Source organism: Pantoea sp. B550, assembly GCF_024158165.1.
GTDB lineage: Bacteria > Pseudomonadota > Gammaproteobacteria > Enterobacterales > Enterobacteriaceae > Pantoea > Pantoea alfalfae.
In genome coordinates this window covers 2,982,497-3,002,830 of sequence record NZ_JAMYXI010000003.1, presented here as the reverse complement: position 1 = coordinate 3,002,830, position 20,334 = coordinate 2,982,497, and the positions used below count along the sequence as shown (strand labels likewise).

The window sequence follows — 20,334 nt, the reverse complement described above, 5'->3', positions numbered from 1 at the left end:
CGCTGTCACAGCAGTGCTTCCCCCGCCACACGCGTCTCTCCTTCCCGCTGTTCCAGTGCAATATGATTCACCGCCGTATGCCGCGCAATCAGCGTTGCAAGCCGGGCTGAATGGCTGGTGATCCAGAGCTGACTGTACTGACTGGCTTCGGCGATTAAGCGCGCCAGCGCAGGCAACAGATCTTCATGCAGACTGTTTTCCGGCTCATTCAGCGCCATAAAGGCGGGCGGGCGCGGGCTGAGCAGCGCCACAACCAGACACAGAAAACGCAGCGTGCCATCTGAAAACTCTGCACTCTCCAGCGAACGCAGAATGCCATGGCGGGACATCAGCATCTGAAAGCGGCCGTTCTGCACTTCGACGTCAAACTGGCTGTCAGGAAACGCCTGCGCCATCACCTCAAACAACAGCTCTGAATGACCGCGCTCCACGATGGTTGCCCAGGCCGCGGCCAGATTACTGCCATTATGGCTCAGCACTGGCGCACACACGCCAATCTGCGGCGCACGAATCGGTGAGCCAGGCCAGACGGCGAACTCATGGTAGAAGCGCCACTGCAGCAGCCGTTCGCGCAGCTGGGAAAGCTCCGGGTAGCGATGGGGTTCGCTAAGCTGACCAAACAGCGACTCTTCCGGATGCAGCACCGCCGCCCAGGCGACGCGATCGCCCTCAACGTTATGCAGAAAGGCGGTCTGATTTTCACGCTGCATGAGGCAGGCAGAAGGACGACGACGCTGGCCGCTGAGCCAGAGCCGCTCCTGCTTCACCAGCGGATCAAGATTGAACAGGCTGGTCGACAGCGGCTCGGGAAAGCCAATCTCCAGCTGGTAATCCATATCATCCATCACCACGGCCAGCTCCAGCCGCTTCGGATCGTGTCGGCGATCGCCCCGGCGCAATCCGCCTGCCCACATCGCTTTCTGAATGCCGCCTTCGTCAGCCAGTGCCAGCGCGAGACGACCGCTGGCCGCCTCGTGCAGCAGCCGCACCGCTTTGTAGAGGTTGGATTTACCGCAGCCGTTGGGACCGCTCACCACATTCAGCTGTTGCAGTGACAGCGTCAGGTTACGTATTGAGCGGAAACCGCGGATCTGAATCTGTTCAATCGCCATAATAAAAAAGGGCGATTGCTCGCCCTCTCCGGTTTATTTTCGACGCCAGCTGGAGCCCTGTGGCCCATCCTCGACGATGACCCCCAGCGCGTTAAGCTTGTCGCGCGCGATATCCGCTTCTGCCCAGGCTTTCGCAGCACGCGCATCGGCACGGGCCTTCACCCAATGCTCAATCTCGGCAACCTCTTCATCATTAACCTGCGCGCCGCTTTGCAGGAACAGCTCAGGATCCTGCTGCAGAATACCCAGCACGTTAGCCATCTCGCGCAGCTTCGACGCCAGACCATGCGCTGACGCGCCGTCTTCGCTTTTCAGACGGTTCACTTCACGCGCCATATCAAACAGCACCGAGTAGGCTTCCGGGGTATTGAAATCATCATCCATAGCGCTGCGGAAACGCGCTTCAAACGCTTCGCCGCCGTGCGCTTTAACGCTGCTGTCGGTGTGACGCAGCGCGGTATAAAGGCGTTCCAGCGCCGCGCGCGCCTGATTCAGGTTATCTTCGCCGTAGTTAAGCTGGCTGCGATAGTGACCGGACATCAGGAAGTAACGCACCGTCTCCGCATCATAATGTTGCAGCACGTCTCGTACGGTGAAGAAGTTGCCGAGCGATTTCGACATCTTCTCGCGGTCAACCATCACCATGCCGGAGTGCATCCAGTAGTTAACGTAAGGACCGTCATGAGCGCAGCTCGACTGGGCGATTTCGTTTTCATGGTGCGGGAACATCAGGTCGGAACCGCCGCCGTGGATATCGAAATGGGTGCCCAGCTGTTTGCAGTTCATCGCCGAGCACTCAATGTGCCAGCCAGGACGGCCGTTGCCCCACGGTGATGACCAGGCGGGCTCATCCGCTTTAGACATCTTCCACAGCACGAAGTCCATCGGATTGCGCTTCACATCAGCGACTTCAACGCGTGCGCCCGCCTGCAGCTGCTCCAGATCCTGACGCGACAGCGCGCCATAATCGGTGTCGCTCAGTACATCAAACATCACGTCGCCGTTATCTGCCACATAGGCATGACCGCGAGCGATCAATGTTTCCACCAGCTCGATGATTTCAGCGATGTGACGGGTGGCGCGCGGTTCCTCATCAGGTGGCAGAATGCCCAGCGCGGCGAAGTCGTTGTGCATCTCGCCGATCATACGGTTGGTCAGCGTTTCGATGCTCTCGCCATTCTCATTGGCGCGTTTGATGATTTTGTCATCAATGTCGGTGATGTTACGTACATAGTTAAGCTGATAACCGAGGTAACGCAGGTAGCGCGCCACCACGTCAAACGCCACGAACGTCCGCCCATGACCAATGTGACAGAGGTCATACACCGTGATGCCGCAAACATACATCCCGATGTTACCGGCATGAATGGGTTTGAATTCCTCTTTCTGTCGACTCAGGGTGTTATAAATCTTAAGCATTGAACGGTTCCGTTTTCGCGTGTGGTTGGCTTTTTTAAGTATCCAGACATTGTGCCGTATTTTTATCGCTCGCGCGACGCAAAGCAAGCCAACTGCGCCGTGCTGCTGACGCGTCATTGGAAATTATGATATAAGAACGGTCGACTAAAAGGGGTACGCCAGTTAACAGCGCGATCCCGGCAACTGATCACAACCTTTACAGGACAACAAAAATGGTAACTTTCCAGACGAACCATGGCGATATCGTAATCAAAACTTTCGATGATAAAGCGCCGGCAACCGTACAGAACTTCCTGGATTACTGCCGTGAAGGTTTTTACGACAACACCATTTTCCACCGTGTCATCAACGGCTTTATGATTCAGGGCGGCGGCTTCGAGCCGGGCATGAAGCAGAAAGCGACCAAAGATGAAATCCAGAACGAAGCGAACAACGGCCTGAAAAACACTAAAGGTACGCTGGCAATGGCACGTACCTCTGCGCCGCACTCTGCGACCGCACAGTTCTTCATTAACGTGGCTGACAATGACTTCCTGAACTTCCGTGACGAAAGCGTTCAGGGCTGGGGCTACTGCGTATTCGCTGAAGTGGTTGAAGGTATGGACGTGGTCGAGAAGATCAAAGCCGTTTCTACCGGCCGCAGCGGCATGCATCAGGATGTGCCAAAAGATGACGTCGTTATCCAGAAAGTGACCGTCAGCGAGTAATGTCCCGCACGCTGTTTATCGCAGATCTCCATCTGTGTCAGGAAGAACCGGCGATCACCGCCGGTTTTCTGCATTTTTTACAGCGCGAAGCGCCCCACTGCGACGCGCTCTATATTCTCGGCGATCTGTTTGAAGCCTGGATTGGCGACGATGACCCCAATCCGCTGCATCAGCAGATTGCCCGCGCCCTGCGCGCCCTGCCGGTTCCCGTCTACTTTATTCATGGCAATCGCGACTTCCTGATTGGCCGACGCTTCGCGCAGGCCTGCGGCATGACGCTGCTGCCGGAAGAGCAGGTGCTGACGCTCTACGGCCATCGGTTGCTGATCATGCACGGCGATACGCTCTGTACCGACGATGCGGGTTACCTGCGTTTTCGGGCCAACGTACACAATCCCTGGATTCAGCGGCTCTTCCTGGCGCTGCCGTTGTGGATACGTAAACGCATCGCCGCCCGGATGCGCGCCGACAGTAAACAGGCCAACCAGCATAAATCCCAGACCATTATGGATGTGAATCAGGATGCTGTGGCCGCCGCAATGCTGCGCCAGCAGGTGCCTTTGCTGATCCATGGCCATACGCATCGCCCGGCGATTCATACGCTGAACTTAAAAGGTGAAACAGCACAACGCGCAGTGCTGGGTGCCTGGCACAGCCGGGGTTCCATGATCCAGCTCGACGCCAGCGGCATTCAGCTTATCCATTTCGACTTTTAATCTGCGGTTAACTCCCCAACCTTAGCCTGACGCAACCGTTTTCCTTGCGTGCGTCTCATGCTATTCTCGGTGCCCTTCAAAACCTGTCCGCCCGGCCAGGTCTGTTTGTTCATTCACAGGAGTTGACCCCATGTCATCCAACGCCCCGGCCCGCATCGCCATTGTTATGGGTTCCAGAAGTGACTGGGCCACCATGCAGTTCGCCGCTGAAATCCTCTCCAGCCTGGACGTCCCTTTTGATGTTGAAGTGGTCTCTGCGCACCGCACCCCGGATAAACTGTTCAGCTTCGCCGAAACGGCAGCCGGCAACGGTTATCAGGTGATTATTGCTGGCGCAGGTGGCGCGGCGCATCTGCCGGGAATGCTGGCAGCAAAAACCCTGGTGCCGGTGCTGGGTGTGCCGGTGCAGAGTGCGGCCCTGAGCGGCGTCGATAGCCTCTATTCGATTGTGCAGATGCCGCGCGGTATTCCGGTCGGTACGCTGGCAATTGGTAAAGCGGGTGCAGCTAATGCCGCCCTGCTGGCTGCGCAGATTCTGGCACTGCATGACAGCGCGCTGGCGTCACGCCTGAATACCTGGCGTCAGACTCAGACCGATGAGGTGCTGAACCATCCCGATCCGCGGGTGGATGCATGAAGCCGGTTTGCGTACTGGGCAACGGCCAGTTAGGTCGTATGCTGCGTCAGGCGGGTGAACCGCTGGGCATTGCGGTCTATCCGGTAGGCCTGGATGCCGATCCTGCCGCCCTGCCGATCGCCGATAGCGTGATTACCGCCGAAATCGAACGCTGGCCGGAGACCGCGCTGACGCGTGAACTGGCGAGCCATCCGGCTTTTGTTAACCGTGATATTTTCCCACGTCTGGCCGATCGCCTGACGCAGAAACAGCTACTGGATCAACTGGGGCTCGCTACCGCGCCGTGGCAGTTGCTGGCGGACAAAAGCGAATGGCCAGCGGTGTTTGATTCACTGGGCGAGCTGGCAATTGTGAAAAGCCGCACGGGTGGTTATGACGGACGGGGTCAGTGGCGTCTGCGTGCTGATGAAACTGACCAGCTGCCGGATGCGTGTTATGGCGAGTGTATCGTTGAGCAGGGCATCAACTTTTCCGGTGAAGTGTCACTGGTCGGCGCGCGCGGTCACGATGGCAAGGTCGTGTTCTATCCACTGACGCATAACCTGCATCAGGACGGCATTCTGCGCACCAGCGTGGCGTTTCCGCAGGCGGATCCGGCACAGCAGCAGCAGGCCGAAACGATGCTGAGCGCGATCATGCAGGCGCTGAATTACGTTGGCGTGATGGCGATGGAGTGTTTTGTGACGCCAGCCGGGTTGCTGATCAATGAGCTGGCACCGCGTGTGCATAACAGTGGTCACTGGACGCAGAACGGCGCGTCTATCAGCCAATTTGAGCTGCATCTGCGCGCCATTCTTGGCCTGGCATTACCGCAGCCGGTGGTGTTTGCGCCGTCGGTCATGGTGAATCTGATCGGCACTGCCGTGAATCTCAGCTGGCTGCAACAGCCGCTGGTGCATCTGCACTGGTATGACAAAGAGGTGCGTCCGGGTCGTAAGGTGGGCCACCTCAATCTGAACGACAGCGATGCAGAGCGGCTCAGCGCCGCGCTAAATGCGCTGGTGCCTCAGCTACCGGAAGAGTACGCCAGCGGTATCGCCTGGGCCGTTGAAAAGCTGTAGTTTCCCGTAATCCGCCTGCAGGTTACGGGTGCAGTCTGAATAAAGGTCAAAGGCGGCCTGGTGCCGCCTTATTCCAGCCCTGCTTTACGCCGCATCAAACTTCCTGAACAGCGCCTTTCCTTTCAGTAACCGTATCCCCAGCCAGCCGCCGCACAGCGACAGCAGCAGCGCGCCACACAACGGCAATGCCAGCCACAGTGTCCAGTCAGGCTGCCATGGGAAGTCGAAAATCTTCGTCTGTAATCCCCACAGCGCCGCTTCTGCCCCCATCGCGGCCGCCACGCCGGAAACCACGCCGAGCAGCGCAAACTCACACCACAGCGTCGTGCGTAGCAGGCGTTTACCGGCACCCAGCGTGCGATAGACCACCAGCTCCTGCCGACGCTGGTGCATCCCGACCTGAATCTGCGCCAGCAGCAGCAACACACCGCAGGTCGTGACCAGCACCACCATGATCTCCAGCGCCCGGCTGACCTGCGTCAGCACCTGACCGATCTGCCGCATAATGCTGCCGATATCCAGCAGACTCAGCGCCGGGAAAGCCCGGTTCAGCTGCGCCAGCAGTACAGGATTCGCCTCCATGCGGAAGCTGGTGAGCCAGGTCTGGGGCTGACTGTCGAGCGCACCTGGCGGAAAGATAAAGAAGAAATTCGGCTTCAGGCTTTCCCAGTCCACTTTACGCAGACTGGTAATATGGGCGCTGAAGGTCTGCGTATCGCCGTCGAACGTCAGCGTATCACCGAGCTTCAGCCCCAGACGATCCGCCAGTTCTACCTCCATCGACACTTCACCGGCCTTCGGCGGCCAGTTGCCAGCGACCAGCGGATTGTGATCCGGGCGCTCGGCCAGCTCTGTCAGGTTGAGTTCGCGATTCAGGGCATTATCCCGTTTCGGATCGGCCGGTTTGCCGTTGAGTTCGCTAAGCCGCACCCGCGCAATCGGATAGAAGGTTTCGGGTTTGATCTGGTGCGCTTGCAGGAAATCGCGCACCTGCGGCACCTGATCCGCCGTCATATTGAGCAGGAAGAAATTCGGGCTGTCTGCCGGTAACTGCTGCTGCCAGCGATCCAGTAGATCGCCGCGCATCACCAGCAACAGCGCCAGCAGCATAAACGACAGCGAAAAGGCCGCGAGCTGGCTCAGCGTCATGCCGGGCTGGCGCAGCAGCCGGTTGATCGCCAGTCGCAGCGCCAGATTGCGCACCACCAGCCGACGCAGCAGCAACAGAGTTCCCCAGCCGAGTAACGCCAGTAATCCCGCCAGCACCACCACACCTGCCAGCAGCGCCCAGAGCATTTTACTGCCCCCGACCAGCAACGCTAACAGCGTGACGACCACCGCGATCATCACCGGGATATAGATTTTCAGCGGCCAGAGATTTGCCACTGCATCGCGCCGCAGCACTCGCAGCGGCTGCGTTGCCAGCAGCAGACGATAGGGACGCAAACCCACCAGCAGCGAAATGACAAACAGCGATCCCACCGCCCAGATGCACGGCCAGACGCTGGCCGCCGGTAAGCTGGCGGGCAACACGGGTTTCAGCATGGCCATCAGGATCGCTTCCACGCCCTGCCCCACAACGCCTCCGGCAATCGCCGCCAGCAGCAGCACCGCCAGCCACTGGCCGATGATCAACCGCTGCAACGCACCCTGCGTCGCGCCCAGGGTTTTCAGCACCGCCACCAGATCGTAACGGCTGCGGCAATAGTGACTCATGGCAACCGCCACGGCCGCAATCGCCAGCATCAGCGTCAGTAAGGCCGAGAGCAGCAGGAACTGCTGCGCGCGCTGCATCGAACGGCCCAGCGCATCTTCCGAGTTCTCCACGCTGATCCAGCGCTGGTCCGCCTTCAGCTGCGGTTCAATCCAGCGGTCATAGCGGGCCAGCTGTTCGGAATTACCGGAGAATTTATAGCGCCACGTAATACGGCTGCCTGGCTGAATCGCACCGGTTTTGCCAGCATCCGCCAGATTGATCAGCAGACGCGGTGCCATCTCAAACGGGTTAAAGCCACCATCCGGCTCCTGGATTATCTCCCCGCTGATGTGCAGCTGGGTATCGCCGACTTCCAGCGTATCGCCCACTTTCAGATTCAGCAGCGCCATCAGGCGCGGTGCCGCCAGCGCAGTACCCGCCTGCGGCCTCAGTCCCGGCGGCTGCGTCTGCAGCGTGCCAAACATCGGGTAGCGGTCATCCACTGCTTTTACCGAGGCGAGCTGCGGTGATTGGTCGGCAAAGGTCATGGTCATGAAGGTGAGCTGACGACTGACCGTCAGGCCGGTTTCCCGCGCCTTTTCCAGCCAGGCTTCGGGCGCAGCATCGGTGCTACGCAGCGTGCGGTCACCAGCCATAAAATCACGGCTCTGCTGATTCAGCCCTTTTTCCATGCGATCGCTGATCGACCCCAGCGCCAGCACGCAGGCCACCGCCAGCGTCAGGGCCAGCCAGACAATCAGCAGCGAGGGCGAACGCCACTCGCGCCAGAACCAGCGCCAGATCATTGCTCCTCCCACAATTTTCCGTCGCGCAGCCGCAGGCGACGATCGCAGCGCGCCGCCAGTTGCTCGTCATGCGTCACCAGAATCAGCGTGGTGGCGAAGTCGCGATTAAGGGAAAAGAGCAAATCGGCGATGCGATCACCGGTTTTGCGGTCAAGGTTGCCGGTCGGCTCATCGGCAAACAGCAGACCCGGACGACCACTGAAGGCGCGAGCCAGCGCGACACGCTGCTGTTCGCCGCCTGACAGCTGAGCGGGCAGATGATGCAGACGTTCACCCAGCCCGAGCAGCGTCAAAAGTTCCCGTGCCTGTTCGCGACTCTGGCGGTCGCTGTCACCGCGCAGGAGTGATGGCAGCTGGACGTTCTCCTGTGCATTCAATGTCGGCACCAGCATAAATGACTGAAACACAAAGCCGACCTGACGGGCACGCAGAGCCGCACGCTGTTCTTCGTTCATCTGGTGCAGCGGCTGCCCCAGCAGATGAACTTCGCCGCTGCTGCCATCGTCCAGCCCGGCCAGAATTCCCAGCAGGGTTGACTTGCCGGAGCCGGACTCGCCAATCAGCGCAATGGTCTCGGCTGGTTTGACAACCAACTCAACTCCGGTAAGGATGGTTAACTGATGCTCTCCCTGACCGACGGACTTAGTAAGATGATGAACTTCAACAATGTTTTCCGCTGGCATTATCCCTTCCTGTTATTGATTCTTCTGATGGTGTCGCGTCTTGCTGCTGCAGATACCCTGATGGTGCTGGGCGACAGCCTGAGCGCAGGCTATCGCATGTCTGCCACCGCTGCCTGGCCCAGCCTGCTTGATAAGCAGTGGCAGCAGAAACCAAAAGTAGTCAACGCCAGCATCAGCGGCGACACTGCCGCACAGGGACTGGCGCGCCTGCCTGCACTATTAAAACAGCATCAGCCGCAATGGGTGTTAATCGAACTGGGCGGTAACGATGGTCTGCGCGGTTTTCCGCCTGACGCTATCGCGCAGAATCTGAGTAAAGTCATCGACGATGTCAAAGCTGCCGATGCAAAGCCGCTGCTGATGCAGATCCGTCTGCCCGCCAACTATGGCCGCCGCTACACCGAGGCGTTCAGCGGCATCTACCCTGGACTCGCGCAGCAGCATGATATTCCTCTGGTGCCCTTTTTCATGGAGCAGGTCTATCTGAAACCCGAGTGGATGCAGCAGGATGGCATACATCCCAATCCTGATGCACAGCCATTTATCGCCGGATTAATGGCAAAAGAACTGGCTCCCTTAGTTAAGCAGCCGTAGCGCGCCTGGATGCGCAAAAAGGGTAAAGAAATGCAAAAAACCATTCTGATTACAGGTTGTTCCAGCGGTATTGGCCTGGTCGCCGCGCACGATCTGCTGGCGCGCGGTTATAAGGTGATCGCCGCCTGCCGAAAAGCCGACGATGTCGCCCGCATGAACACGCTGGGTTATACGGGCCTGCAGCTCGATCTCGACGATCCGCAGAGTGTCGATCGGGCAGCGGACACGGTGCTCGCGCTCTGCGATAACCGTCTGGCCGCGCTATTCAACAACGCCGGATTTGGTCTGTATGGCCCGTTGCGAACCCTCACCCGTCAGCAGCTGGAGCAGCAGTTTTCCAGCAACTTTTTTGGCGTCCATCAGCTGACGCTGCGACTGTTGCCGGCGCTGCAGGCCAGCGGCGATGGCCGCATTGTGAATACCAGCTCGGTACTGGGACTGATCTCCACGCCTGGCCGGGGTGCCTATGCCGCCAGCAAATATGCACTGGAAGCCTGGAGCGATGCGCTGCGGCTCGAAGTGCGCAATAGCGGCATCCGGGTCAGCCTGATTGAACCTGGCCCGATTGAGACTCGCTTTACCGACAATGTGACGCAGGGGGAACAGCATAACCCGGTGCGTAACCCGGGCATCGCGGCACGCTTTACCCTGCCAGCGGAAGCCATTCTGCCTAAGCTTCGTCACGCACTCGAGAGTAAACATCCACGTTTGCGCTATCCGGTGACGCTGATCGCACACGTCATGAGCCTGCTGAAACGGTTACTGCCAGGCTGGATGCTGGATCGCATTTTGCGCAGCCATTAATCAGCCATGCGCAATAGCGCTTGAAGCCGGGCCAGTTGGCCCCATATTCTTAGAACACTTTTTGCAAAGAGACTTATCCATGTCACCACACGCTTCTATCATCGACATCAACGAATCTAACCTGCAGCAGACCCTTGAGCAGTCGATGCAGCTGCCGGTGCTGTTCTACTTCTGGTCTGAGCGCAGTCAGCACTGTCAGGAGCTGACACCTGTGCTGGAGCGTCTGGCGCAGGAGTACGCGGGTCAGTTTATTCTCGCAAAACTCGATTGCGACAAAGAGCAAAGAGTCGCGTCGCAGTTTGGTCTGCGTTCAATCCCGACCGTCTACCTGTTCCAGGATGGTCAGCCGGTTGACGGTTTCCAGGGACCGCAGCCGGAAGAGGCGATCCGCGCCCTGCTGGAAAAAGTCCTGCCGCGTGAAGAAGAGCTGAAAGCGCAGCAGGCGATGGTGCTGATGCAGGAAGATAAACCGCTGGAGGCGCTGCCGCTGTTAAAAGATGCGTGGCAGCTGAGCAACCAGTCCAGTGAGATCGGTTTCCTGCTGGCAGAAGTACTGATTACCCTGAACCGCAGCGATGAAGCAGAAGCAGTGCTAAAAGTCGTACCTTTGCAGGATCAGGATACCCGTTATCAGAGCCTGATGGCGCAGATCGATCTGCTGAAACAGGCTGCGGATACGCCGGAGATTCAGCAGCTGCAATCCGAGCTTGAAGCGGACCCGACTAACGCCGGGCTGGCTGCTAAACTCTCGTTACAACTGCATCAGGTGGGTCGCAATGAAGAAGCACTGGAACTGCTGTTCAGCTTTCTGAAATCCGATCTCAATGCCGCAGATGGCCAGGCGCGTAAAATGCTGCAGGAGATTCTGGCGGCGCTGGGAACCGGCGATGCACTGGCTGCGCGTTATCGTCGCCAGCTCTATTCCCTGCTGTACTAACATCAGCACCACGGGCCGAAGCGACTCGGCCCGTTAATCTGACAATGCGGAGGTTGTATGATAACTGTCATTCCTGCCCTGATTATTCTGGCGCTGGTAGCGGTCTGGGCAACCGTCAAGATCGTGCCACAAGGTTTTCAATGGACGGTTGAGCGCTTTGGCCGTTATACCCGCACGCTACAGCCAGGATTAAGTCTGGTCGTGCCGTTCATGGATCGCGTCGGTCGCAAGATCAACATGATGGAACAGGTACTGGATATTCCCTCGCAGGAGATCATCTCCAAAGATAACGCCAACGTCACCATCGATGCGGTCTGTTTTATTCAGGTCGTTGATCCGGCGCGTGCCGCCTATGAAGTCAGCAATCTTGAGCAGGCGATTCTGAACCTCACTATGACCAATATGCGCACCGTGCTGGGCAGCATGGAGCTGGACGAAATGCTGTCACAGCGTGACAGCATTAATACCCGTCTGCTGCATATCGTGGATGAAGCGACCAACCCGTGGGGCGTTAAGATCACCCGTATCGAGATTCGCGACGTGCGTCCGCCGCAGGAGCTTATCGGCGCGATGAATGCACAGATGAAAGCAGAGCGAACCAAGCGCGCCGATATTCTGACGGCCGAAGGGGTACGACAGGCGGCTATCCTGCGCGCTGAAGGGGAGAAGCAGTCGCAGATCCTCAAAGCGGAAGGTGAACGTACCTCGGCGTTTCTGCAGGCAGAAGCCCGTGAACGTCAGGCTGAAGCGGAAGCTAACGCCACTAAAATGGTCTCGGAAGCGATCGCGGCGGGTGATATTCAGGCTATCAACTACTTCGTGGCGCAGAAATACACCGATGCGCTGCAAAAAATCGGTGAAGGCACTAACAGCAAAGTCGTGATGATGCCGCTGGAAGCGAGCAGTCTGCTGGGGTCGATCGCGGGCATCGGTGAACTGCTGAAGGAATCGCGTACCGAGTCGACACGCTGATGCTGATGGAAATCATCGCGCATCCGCACTGGTTCTGGCTGACGCTGGGTGGATTACTGCTGGCGGCTGAGATGCTGGGCACCAGCGGTTATCTGCTGTGGAGCGGACTGGCGGCAGTTATTGTCGGCATCTTTGAGTGGCTGGTGCCAGTGAGCTGGACGACACAGGGGTCACTATTTGCCGTGCTGACACTGATTTGCGTCTTTCTGTGGTATCGCTGGATGCGCCACCGTGAAACGCATCAGACGCCCAATGCCCTGAACCAGCGCGGTAGCCAGATGATCGGGTTGCAGCTGACGCTGGATACCGCGCTGCATAACCGCACCGGTCACATACGCATCGGGGATAGCAGCTGGCGGGTTGAGGCAGAACAGGATCTGCCTGCCGGCACACCGGTCGTCGTGGTCGGCATTGAGGGGATTACGCTGCGAATTCAGCCACGCTGAATGCAGCACCCGGCCAGATTATTGATAATCGGGCACTCTGCGCTCTCATCGCCCGGGCAGGCGTCCGCCAGCGCCAGCAGACGAGCGCGCATGGCATGCAGCTCTTCAATGTGCGCTGCAATTTCATCGGCTTTCTGCAGAGTGCGGGCTTTTACATCGGCACTGTGTCGCGACGGATTGTTAAACAGCGCCACCAGCTCGCGGCACTCATCCAGCGTAAAGCCTACCTGTCGCGCCTGACGTAACAGGTTCAGTTCATCCAGATGGTGACCGTCGTAATGGCGGTAACCATTTTCACTGCGCAACGGCGGCGTCACCACCCCTTTCTCTTCGTAGAAACGAATCGCCTTGCTGGTCAGCCCGGTCTTTTTCGCCACATCGCTGATGTTCATTTTCGTCCCCTTGACCTTCCCCTTGATGGAAGGTTTATGCTTAAGCATGAATCGAAACTGACCAGTTGGTCAAATGGGATCACAAGAGGAGTTGATTATGTCACACACTATTTCTCTGGCACTGGACGGCTTGTCCTGCGGCCACTGTGTCAAACGCGTCAAAGAGGCACTTGAGCAGCGCGACGATGTTGACCAGGCCGAGGTTACCCAACAGGAAGCGCAGGTTTCCGGTCACGCGGATGCGGCTGCACTGATCGCCACTGTTGAGCAGGCGGGCTATCACGCGACGCTGAAAACGGCGGACGCGTCCCCAAAGTCTGAACCGTTGACAGCATCGGAGCCGCCGCCGGAGGCGCTGACAACGGAGACCGCTTCTCATCCGGCAGAAAAAACATTACCCACCCATATGCTGCTGATTGAAGGCATGACCTGCGCCAGCTGCGTGAGCCGGGTGGAAAAAGCGCTGCAGCAGGTCGCAGGCGTCAGCCAGGCGCGGGTCAATCTCGGCGAGCGCAGTGCGCTGGTGCTGGGTGATGCTGACCCTGAGCAGCTGGTGGCTGCCGTTGATGCCGCGGGTTATGGCGCGCAGGTGGTGGATGACGAGCAGGAGCGACGTGAAAAGCAGCAGCACAGCGCCCGCAGCGCGATGCGGCGTTTCAGCTGGCAGGCGGCTGTCGCCTTAGCCTTTGGCGTACCGCTGATGATCTGGGGCATGGTTGGCGACAACATGATGCTCACCGACCATAACCACGGCATCTGGCTGACGCTGGGCCTCGTGACCCTGCTGATCATGGTCGTGACCGGCAGCCACTTTTATCGCAGCGCCTGGCGCAGTTTATGTAATGGCAGCGCTACCATGGATACGCTGGTAGCACTCGGCACCGGCGCGGCCTGGATTTATTCCTTTAGCGTGGTGTTGTGGCCCGACTTTTTCCCGCCGCAGGCGCGCCATCTTTATTTCGAAGCCAGCGTGATGATTCTGGGCCTGATCAATCTGGGCCATGCACTGGAGCAGCGGGCGCGTCAGCGATCGTCTAAGGCACTGGAGCGACTGCTTGATCTGACACCGGCCCAGGCGCGGCTGGTCGATCAACAGGGCGACCGACTGATCCCGGTCAGTGACGTCCAGCCCGGCATGACGCTGCGCCTGGTCACCGGCGATCGGGTGCCGGTCGATGGCGAAATCATCACGGGTGAAGCCTGGTTTGATGAAGCGATGCTCACCGGCGAAGCGGTGCCGCAAAGCAAAAATCCGGGTGTGGCGATCTTTGCCGGAACCCTGGTGCAGGACGGCTCAGTAGAATTTATCGCCCGGGCAACCGGGAATCACACCACCCTGTCGCGCATTATCCGGCTGGTACGTCAGGCGCAGAGCAGCAAACCCGATGTGGGCCGTCTGGCGGATCGCATCTCCGCCGTTTTTGTCCCGGTGGTGGTATTGATTGCGCTGCTCAGCGGCGCGGTGTGGTATCTGTTCGGCCCGCAGCCGCAGATTGCCTACATGCTGGTGATTGCGACAACCGTCCTGATTATCGCCTGCCCCTGTGCACTGGGACTGGCGACGCCGATGTCGATTATTGCCGGTGTTGGCCGTGCCGCCGAGCTGGGGGTGCTGGTCCGCGACGCCGATGCGCTGCAGCGCGCCAGCCAGATCGACACCCTGGTGTTTGATAAAACCGGCACCCTGACGGCCGGAAAGCCGCAGGTCAGTGAGGTGCTGGTCTGGGGGAACGCCAGCCGTGAATCGGTATTAGCGACCGCGGCTGCGCTGGAGTTCGCCTCGGGTCATCCGCTGGCGAAAGCGATTGTCGCCGAAGCGAAACTGACTCAGCCAGCGTCGTTAGCGCAATTTCGTACAATACGCGGCAGAGGGGTCAGCGGTAGTCTGGATGGCAGAGCGCTGCTGCTGGGTAACGCTGCACTGTTGCAGGATAACGGCGTCGATTGCCGGGCGGCAGAAGCAGCGATTATGCGCCTGACGCAACAGGGTGCCACCCCGGTGTTGCTGGCTGAACAGGGTCAGCTCTCCGGGCTGATCGCGCTGCGCGATCAGCTACGTCCTGAAAGCAGTGCAGCCCTTAAGCGACTGCATCAGCAGGGTTATCGCCTGATTATGCTGACCGGCGACCATGAAGATACCGCACGCGCCATCGCTGCCGAAACCGGCATTGATGAAGTGATTGCAGGCGTATTGCCTGAAGGCAAAGCGGCGGCCATTGAACAGCTACAGCAGCAGGGTCGTCGCGTCGCGATGGTCGGTGATGGCATCAATGACGCGCCTGCACTGGCGCAGGCCGATGTGGGCATTGCGATGGGTGGCGGCAGCGATGTGGCGGTAGAAACTGCGGGAATTACGCTGATGCGCGCCGATCTCAACAGCGTGGCAGATGCGTTAGCGCTCTCTTCCGCGACGCTGCGCAATATCCGGCAGAACCTGTTTGGCGCATTTATCTATAACAGTATCGGTATTCCGGTAGCCGCGGGCGTGCTCTATCCGCTGACCGGCACCCTGCTCAGCCCGATTGTTGCAGGTGCGGCGATGGCGCTCTCCTCCATTACCGTGGTCAGCAATGCTAACCGCCTGCTGCGTTACCGGCCACCGCGCCAGTAATCGCCGTTTCAGCGCTGTTTTTAACGCTCTGAAGTCGCTAGCATGGGGTTTTGAATCGCAAAGGACCGGGAATGACAGGCAACATCTGGCGCTCACTGCGCGGCTTTATCAGCCAACTTTTTCCCGCCAGTTACCGCTGGCCTGCGATAGATGTCCGGCTTGGCAATCGTCAACTGCATCTGGTGGGCAGTATTCATATGGGAACGCGCGATATGCAGCCGTTGCCCGCTCGCCTGCTGCATCAGTTGCAGCAGGCTGATGCGCTGATTGTGGAAGCGGATATTACGCAGGGTGGCTCACCCTTCGATCACCGAGGCGATCGTCCTGCGCTCTCAGAGCGACTGGAGAGCAGCGCGATGCAAACGCTTACCGCACTGTGTCAGGAGATGAGTCTCACGCTTAGCCTGCTGGATAACCTGCCCGCCTGGCAGGTGGCGCTGACGTTACAGGCGCAACAGGCACAGAGGCTGGGATTACGGCCTGACTACGGCATTGATTATCAGCTGTTGCAGGCAGCGAAAGGCCTGAACAAACCCGTGATTGAACTGGAAGGTGCCGATGCGCAGATCGCCCTGCTAACCGCGCTACCGGATGATGGCATGGCGCTGTTACAGGATACGCTGCTGCACTGGCACACTAATGCACGACTGCTGCAGATGATGGTGAGCTGGTGGCTTGATACACCGCCACGCCAGCCTGAAATCACTCTGCCCGCGACGTTCAGTCAGGCGCTGAATGATACGTTGATCGGTCAGCGTAATGCGCAGTGGTGTGACAGGCTGCAGGGGTTAGCGGCGGGAAACTATGTGGTGGCCGTGGGTGCTTTGCATCTTTACGGCGAAGATAATCTGCCTGAGATGCTGAAGAAGCCCTGAAAAAAAGAGAGCCGATAAGTTTATCGGCCCGTCAAAGAGGAATTTGTTTATGATTTTGGTTATCGCTCAGCAATCAGATTGCTGGCGCGCGGCCAATTTTACGCAAAGAACAAAATTTCGCCACCTTTTTCCATGATTCTGCGTAATAAGATTTTTCTTAGTAAGGAATACGTATGACACCCGCCGTAAAATTACTTGAAAAACAAAAGGTCAGCTTTACGCTGCATCCTTATGAACATGACAGTAACGAAACGCATTTTGGTGACGAAGCGGTCCGCAGGCTTAATCTTGATGCGCGCCAGGTCTATAAAACGCTGCTGGTGGCGCTGAATGGTGAAGCGAAACAGCTGGCGGTAGCGATTACGCCGGTATCGACGCAGCTCGACCTGAAAAAGGTGGCAAAAGCGCTGGGCGCGAAGAAAGCCGATATGGCCGATCCGCAGCTGGCACAGCGTGTGACCGGCTATCTGGTGGGCGGTATCAGTCCGCTTGGACAGAAAAAACGGCTGCCCACGGTAATCGATGACTCAGCCAGCGCGTTTGACGCCATGTTTATCTCTGGCGGCAAACGAGGCCTGGATATTGAACTGGCACCTCAGGATCTTTCACGCCTGCTGGACGCACCGTTTGCGGATATCGCCCGCCACGACTAAACACGCGGCTGGGCGCACAGCTGATCGATCATCCAGCGCCCCGCCGGACCGGGCGGCGTTCGTCGTGACCAGACAACTTCAACGGCGATGTGCTGTGGCCAGCCCGACATCGACAACTCTTTCAGCACGCCATGCCCAAACTGTTTCACCAGCCAGCGTGGCAGAATCGTCCAGCCAAATCCCTGCTCCGCCATCTCCAGCAGCAGTAAATAGGTGGGCGCTGACCAGATGCGACCCATGGGCGCGGGTTCATGCGCCTCAACCCAGGTGTTAAGCCGCAGATGTCGCACGCCTTCCAGTTCGCTTTCGCTCAGGGTATCAGGCTGTGCCAGCGGGTGATCGCGATGTAAAAAGACCGCCATCTGCGCTTCAACCTGCAGCCGCGCCACTGCGATATCTACCGGCAGATTGGGCTGCGCCCGCACGACGCCCAGATGTACCCGCCCGGCCTGCAGCAGATCAAGGACATCACCATCTTCAGCAATCATGACTTCCAGTTCAATCTCCGGATAACGCGCATCAAATTGCCTGAGCAGATGTTCATGATGATCGGTTTGCCAGAAATCGGACATGGCAAAACTGAGCCGGGGTTCAACGCCCTGCGACAGACGTATCGCCAGCGCATCCAGCCGCTCGCTGGCCGACAGAATCTGCTGAACCTGAGGAACAACGCGACGTCCCTGCTCGGAGAGGATCGGCTGACGGCCCGTTCGATCAAACAGCGCAAAGCCGAGATCGTCTTCTAAATTAGCCACCGCTGCGCTGATGGTGGACTGACTTTTACCCAGCGCACGCGCAGCCGCCGAAAAGGAGCCACTCGCCACGGTCTGCATAAAAGCCTCAAGGGATTCCGGGGAGTATCGCATTTTTTCCATCGCTTTTTTCGATAGGTGTTCATTTTATCTTAGCATTCTGACATGTGAAAATGCGCCGTATTATTGAAGGAGAACAAAAAATGCGTACCCGCTCACTTAAAGAACGTATTCTTCATGCTGTCTGCTTTGAAACACTGGCGATTCTGACCGTTTCGCCGCTGGCGGCATGGGCAATGAATAAACCGCTGTTTCAGATGGGATCGCTGGCGATTATGCTCTCTACGGCCGCGATGCTATGGAATATGATTTACAACAGCGGGTTTGATCGGATTTATGCGCCAGGCCAGAAACGCGGTCCGGGCGTGCGTGTGTTACATGCGCTGGGCTTTGAAGGCGGATTTATCCTGATTGGTCTGCCGATCGCCGCCCTGATGCTGGATATCACCCTGTGGGAAGCTTTCCTGGTTGAAGTGGCCTTTTTCCTCTTCTTCCTGCCCTTCACCATGGCTTACAACTGGGGATGGGACAAACTGCGCGAGCGCTGGATCAGACGTCACCCCTGCCGGGCATAAGAAAAACGGGAGGCGCAAGCGCCTCCCGGTCAGTTCAATGCGTGGCGGCTGTTTCGTTCCCCCACGGCCAGATCCACGCCAGAATCATTTTGGGATAGTTACGCTTCCGCGCTTTCTCTGCTGCCTCATCCCGCGCCCGAATCTGCTCATCGGTAAGATGCACGATCTGCCCTTTCGGCTCATAGTCACTGGCTTTAACCGGTGAATGCGCCTTGATGAAGTCGCGCAGCACCTGCGCATCCACTGCTCCGCTGTTGACGTACCCGGCATGATTATCCAGACGCGGATAGCCGTCGCCGCCCGCCGCATTAAAGCTGTTTGTCGCCATGCGATAATGCTGCGTATCTTCAATCGGTTTGCCGTTAATACGGACGTTACTGACATGCTTACCATCGGCGGTCAGGCTGATACCGGCAAACTGGGCATAGCCACCTGAGTCAGGCTGAATATTGGCGACCACATCCAGATATTTTTTGACCTCTGCGCCAGTCAGGCTGACCGAGACCACCTGGTTGCTGAACGGCTGGACCTGTAGCAGGTCACGCCAGCTCAGCTTGCCCGATTTCAGCGAGGTGCGAATACCGCCGCCGCTCATCACCGCAAAATCGGCTTTAGTATGCGCCATCTGAGCGCGCAGAATCAGCTGGCCGAGATTTGTCTGCTCAAACCGAACCTGCTCTTTTTCACCGCTGAAGTCGCCGTCAACGCTGCCGACATTCAGGGTCAGCTTCGCCTCTGCCCGCTTCTGAAACGGCATCAGCAGCTTCATCATTGCGGTATTTTTCGGGATCTCTTCCTGCCAGGTGAGCCAGGTTTCACTGCCATCGGCATTCTTCACCTGATGTTTGAGGTTGACCGGCACCAGCTGATAAGCCTCCAGCGACACTTCTCCATTACGGAAGGTGAAGTCGCCACGTCCGACATATTTGCCCCACTTATCGGCCTGCATAATCCAGATGCCATTCTGCTGATCGGGTTTGCAGGGCTGGCCGGGCTGATAATTTTTGACGCTGACGTTCTCTTTTTCCATGCAGACCGCATCATGGGAATGCCCACCCACGATCAGATCGATTGTGCCGGCAGGCAGGCTGCGGGCCAGAGTGACGTCATCGATGCCGTTGCTGCCGTGCTTACCGTCGTCATAGTGGCCAAGGTGGGTCAGCGCAACAATCACGTCCGGCTTCTCCGCGGCACGCAGTTCAGCAACCGCCTTCACCGTTTCTGCAATAGGATCGCGGAACTCGGTATCTGTCAGCCCAGCCGGATTGGCCAGTTTTGCGGTATCCGGGGTAATTAACCCGACGACTGCGATTTTCAGCCCGAGACGGTTAAATACCGCCCAGGGTTTAAACAGGCGCTGATCGGTGCCTTTCTGATAAACGTTGGCGGCCAGCAGCGGGAATCGCGCCCACTTCTCCTGCTTGCGCAGAACCGCAATCGGCTTGTCGAACTCATGATTGCCCAGCGCCATCGCGTCATAGCCAATCAGGTTCATCGCACGAAAATCGGGTTCAGCATCCAGCTCGTCGGACTCCGGCACGCCGGTATTGATATCACCGGCAGAGAGAATCAGTGCGCCGCCGCCTCTGGCCTGGACATCGTAGCGCAGGGTATCCATCAACGTTTTCTGCGCCGCCAGACCATATTCGCCCTGCGCATTAAACCAGAAGTGGCCATGCTCATCGTTGGTGTGCAGCAGGCTGAAACGATAGGTGTGATCGGCCTCAGCGGCCTGTGAAAACAGCGGCATAAGGGCCACCAGTAGCGCCACACCTGCTCCTGTCCATTTTGATAACAACACGGTGATTCTCCTTAATTTACTTTCT

General features: G+C 58.1%; 20 protein-coding genes. 13 read left to right on the top strand and 7 right to left on the bottom strand.

The genetic code is table 11. The features are described from left to right. Positions 1 to 5: 5 nt before the first annotated feature. Together NIM72_RS16955 and cysS are read right to left on the bottom strand one after the other, a co-directional pair. A complete protein-coding gene (locus NIM72_RS16955; protein WP_253421247.1) occupies positions 6 to 1,112 on the bottom strand; it encodes an AAA family ATPase in 1,107 nt (368 codons plus the stop codon). 33 nt (positions 1,113 to 1,145) lie between these two features. Further along, positions 1,146 to 2,531, bottom strand: a complete 1,386-nt coding sequence (gene cysS, locus NIM72_RS16950) for a cysteine--tRNA ligase (protein WP_253421245.1) — start codon at positions 2,529 to 2,531, stop codon at positions 1,146 to 1,148. Positions 2,532 to 2,743: 212 nt separating this feature from the next. Between cysS and ppiB the strand changes: the two genes are divergently transcribed. The 4 genes from ppiB to purK all read left to right on the top strand — a co-directional run bounded on the left by ppiB (position 2,744) and on the right by purK (position 5,652). Further along, complete coding sequence (gene ppiB, locus NIM72_RS16945) at positions 2,744 to 3,238, top strand: peptidylprolyl isomerase B (protein ID WP_013357047.1); 495 nt, start codon at positions 2,744 to 2,746, stop codon at positions 3,236 to 3,238. Then, complete coding sequence (gene lpxH / locus NIM72_RS16940) at positions 3,238 to 3,954, top strand: UDP-2,3-diacylglucosamine diphosphatase (protein ID WP_253421243.1); 717 nt, start codon at positions 3,238 to 3,240, stop codon at positions 3,952 to 3,954. Before ppiB ends, lpxH begins: the two co-directional genes overlap by 1 nt. Before the next feature lie 130 nt (positions 3,955 to 4,084). Then, complete coding sequence (gene purE, locus NIM72_RS16935; RefSeq protein ID WP_161732007.1) at positions 4,085 to 4,591, top strand: 5-(carboxyamino)imidazole ribonucleotide mutase; 507 nt, start codon at positions 4,085 to 4,087, stop codon at positions 4,589 to 4,591. Beyond that, on the top strand, positions 4,588 to 5,652 hold the full coding sequence (gene purK / locus NIM72_RS16930) for a 5-(carboxyamino)imidazole ribonucleotide synthase (RefSeq protein ID WP_161732005.1): 1,065 nt from the start codon (positions 4,588 to 4,590) through the stop codon (positions 5,650 to 5,652). The genes purE and purK overlap by 4 nt, the downstream gene beginning before the upstream one ends. Positions 5,653 to 5,736: 84 nt before the next feature. Here the strand turns inward: purK and ybbP are convergent, their stop codons facing one another. Next, positions 5,737 to 8,154: a putative ABC transporter permease subunit YbbP gene (gene ybbP, locus NIM72_RS16925; RefSeq protein WP_253421241.1), complete on the bottom strand. Its 2,418-nt coding sequence runs from the start codon at positions 8,152 to 8,154 to the stop codon at positions 5,737 to 5,739. Continuing rightward, positions 8,151 to 8,837 (bottom strand): putative ABC transporter ATP-binding protein YbbA, encoded by a 687-nt coding sequence (gene ybbA, locus NIM72_RS16920; RefSeq protein WP_010259059.1) that lies wholly within the window; start codon positions 8,835 to 8,837, stop codon positions 8,151 to 8,153. Before ybbA ends, ybbP begins: the two co-directional genes overlap by 4 nt. On the opposite strand from ybbA, the gene tesA reads away from it, so the two are divergent. From tesA to NIM72_RS16895, 5 genes are all read left to right on the top strand, one after another. Then, entirely contained in the window at positions 8,805 to 9,431 is a 627-nt protein-coding gene (gene tesA, locus NIM72_RS16915) for a multifunctional acyl-CoA thioesterase I/protease I/lysophospholipase L1 (RefSeq protein ID WP_202604849.1), read from the top strand. The two genes, ybbA and tesA, sit on opposite strands and share 33 nt — an antisense overlap. A gap of 30 nt (positions 9,432 to 9,461) precedes the next feature. Continuing rightward, positions 9,462 to 10,235, top strand: a complete 774-nt coding sequence (locus tag NIM72_RS16910) for an SDR family oxidoreductase (RefSeq protein ID WP_161732003.1) — start codon at positions 9,462 to 9,464, stop codon at positions 10,233 to 10,235. A gap of 79 nt (positions 10,236 to 10,314) precedes the next feature. Continuing rightward, the gene (locus NIM72_RS16905) at positions 10,315 to 11,172 is read left to right on the top strand and encodes a co-chaperone YbbN (protein ID WP_161732001.1); all 858 of its coding nucleotides are present in this window, start codon (positions 10,315 to 10,317) and stop codon (positions 11,170 to 11,172) included. A gap of 57 nt (positions 11,173 to 11,229) precedes the next feature. After that, entirely contained in the window at positions 11,230 to 12,144 is a 915-nt protein-coding gene (locus NIM72_RS16900; protein WP_161731999.1) for an SPFH domain-containing protein, read from the top strand. Next, on the top strand, positions 12,144 to 12,590 hold the full coding sequence (locus NIM72_RS16895) for an NfeD family protein (protein ID WP_222924402.1): 447 nt from the start codon (positions 12,144 to 12,146) through the stop codon (positions 12,588 to 12,590). The genes NIM72_RS16900 and NIM72_RS16895 overlap by 1 nt, the downstream gene beginning before the upstream one ends. On the opposite strand, the gene cueR is transcribed toward NIM72_RS16895, so the two are convergent. Beyond that, positions 12,578 to 12,982, bottom strand: coding sequence for a Cu(I)-responsive transcriptional regulator (gene cueR / locus NIM72_RS16890; RefSeq protein ID WP_161731995.1), 405 nt, complete (start codon positions 12,980 to 12,982; stop codon positions 12,578 to 12,580). The two genes, NIM72_RS16895 and cueR, sit on opposite strands and share 13 nt — an antisense overlap. A 97-nt stretch (positions 12,983 to 13,079) precedes the next feature. Here cueR and copA point away from each other — a divergent pair, with 97 nt between their 5' ends. The 3 genes from copA to ybaK all read left to right on the top strand — a co-directional run bounded on the left by copA (position 13,080) and on the right by ybaK (position 17,121). Beyond that, positions 13,080 to 15,593: a copper-exporting P-type ATPase CopA gene (gene copA, locus NIM72_RS16885; RefSeq protein ID WP_253421239.1), complete on the top strand. Its 2,514-nt coding sequence runs from the start codon at positions 13,080 to 13,082 to the stop codon at positions 15,591 to 15,593. A gap of 71 nt (positions 15,594 to 15,664) precedes the next feature. Beyond that, positions 15,665 to 16,468, top strand: a complete 804-nt coding sequence (locus NIM72_RS16880) for a TraB/GumN family protein (protein ID WP_253421237.1) — start codon at positions 15,665 to 15,667, stop codon at positions 16,466 to 16,468. A gap of 173 nt (positions 16,469 to 16,641) precedes the next feature. Next, positions 16,642 to 17,121, top strand: a complete 480-nt coding sequence (ybaK, locus tag NIM72_RS16875) for a Cys-tRNA(Pro)/Cys-tRNA(Cys) deacylase YbaK (protein ID WP_161731989.1) — start codon at positions 16,642 to 16,644, stop codon at positions 17,119 to 17,121. Here ybaK and NIM72_RS16870 read toward each other — a convergent pair. Next, positions 17,118 to 17,987 (bottom strand): LysR family transcriptional regulator, encoded by an 870-nt coding sequence (locus NIM72_RS16870; protein WP_161731987.1) that lies wholly within the window; start codon positions 17,985 to 17,987, stop codon positions 17,118 to 17,120. The two genes, ybaK and NIM72_RS16870, sit on opposite strands and share 4 nt — an antisense overlap. 89 nt (positions 17,988 to 18,076) lie before the next feature. Between NIM72_RS16870 and NIM72_RS16865 the strand changes: the two genes are divergently transcribed. Beyond that, positions 18,077 to 18,508, top strand: a complete 432-nt coding sequence (locus NIM72_RS16865; protein ID WP_161731985.1) for a multidrug/biocide efflux PACE transporter — start codon at positions 18,077 to 18,079, stop codon at positions 18,506 to 18,508. Between the two features lie 34 nt (positions 18,509 to 18,542). On the opposite strand, the gene ushA is transcribed toward NIM72_RS16865, so the two are convergent. Further along, complete coding sequence (gene ushA, locus NIM72_RS16860) at positions 18,543 to 20,258, bottom strand: bifunctional UDP-sugar hydrolase/5'-nucleotidase UshA (RefSeq protein WP_222925494.1); 1,716 nt, start codon at positions 20,256 to 20,258, stop codon at positions 18,543 to 18,545. Between the last annotated feature and the right edge of the window lie 76 nt (positions 20,259 to 20,334).